The following is a 710-nucleotide window of genomic DNA, read 5'->3' on the forward strand; positions in this document are numbered from 1 at the left end:
GATCAAATATTCTTGCGTCGCGTTTGTCCTTGTCTTTGCCTATTTTCTTGTTGCTGATTTAGCAATGCCGTTAACTCCTCAGGCGATGGCTACCCGAGTGGTAACTAAGGTCGCCCCCCGTGTTAATGGGCAAATCACCCATCTTTATGTGGCAAATAACCAAGAAATTCAAAAAGGCGACTTGTTGTTCCAAATCGATCCGCAGCCATACAAGTTAGCGGTAGAAAAAGCGCAATTAAACTTACAACAAGTGATCCAAAACAATGAGCAGTTGGATGCCTCTATCACGGCAGCCAAAGCGGATGTGGAAGCGAGTAAAATCGTCGCTGAGCAAAAAATCCGTGAAGCCAATCGACTGAATACATTGTTCAGCCGAAACGGTACGTCTCAACAACAACGAGATGATGCGCAGAGTAGCGCAACAGCGGCAAAAGCGAATTTGCTAGCAGCAAAAGCCCGCCTGAAAGAGCTAGAAGTAAGCCGCGGCGAGCTCGGCGAAGCTAACGTCAACGTGCGTGTTGCTCAGAACCAGCTAAAACAAGCTGAGCTTAACCTTTCTTACACTCAAGTAAGTGCTGAGCACGATGGTGTTATCACGAACTTGCAGTTAGAGACAGGTGCTTACGCCGCTGCGGGGACGCCACTTATCGCACTGGTTTCGGATCAAGTTGATATTATTGCGGACTTTCGCGAGAAAAGTTTGCGTCATT

At 47.5% G+C, this 710-nt stretch carries 1 protein-coding gene; it reads left to right on the plus strand.

Translation table 11 applies throughout. From position 1 onward, the window contains the following. Position 1 precedes the first annotated feature (1 nt). On the plus strand, positions 2-710 hold a 709-nt coding region (locus tag R8O11_RS27670; protein ID WP_318194931.1), incomplete at its 3' end, for an HlyD family secretion protein.

The sequence above is a fragment of the Vibrio sp. 1288 genome (assembly GCF_033344475.1).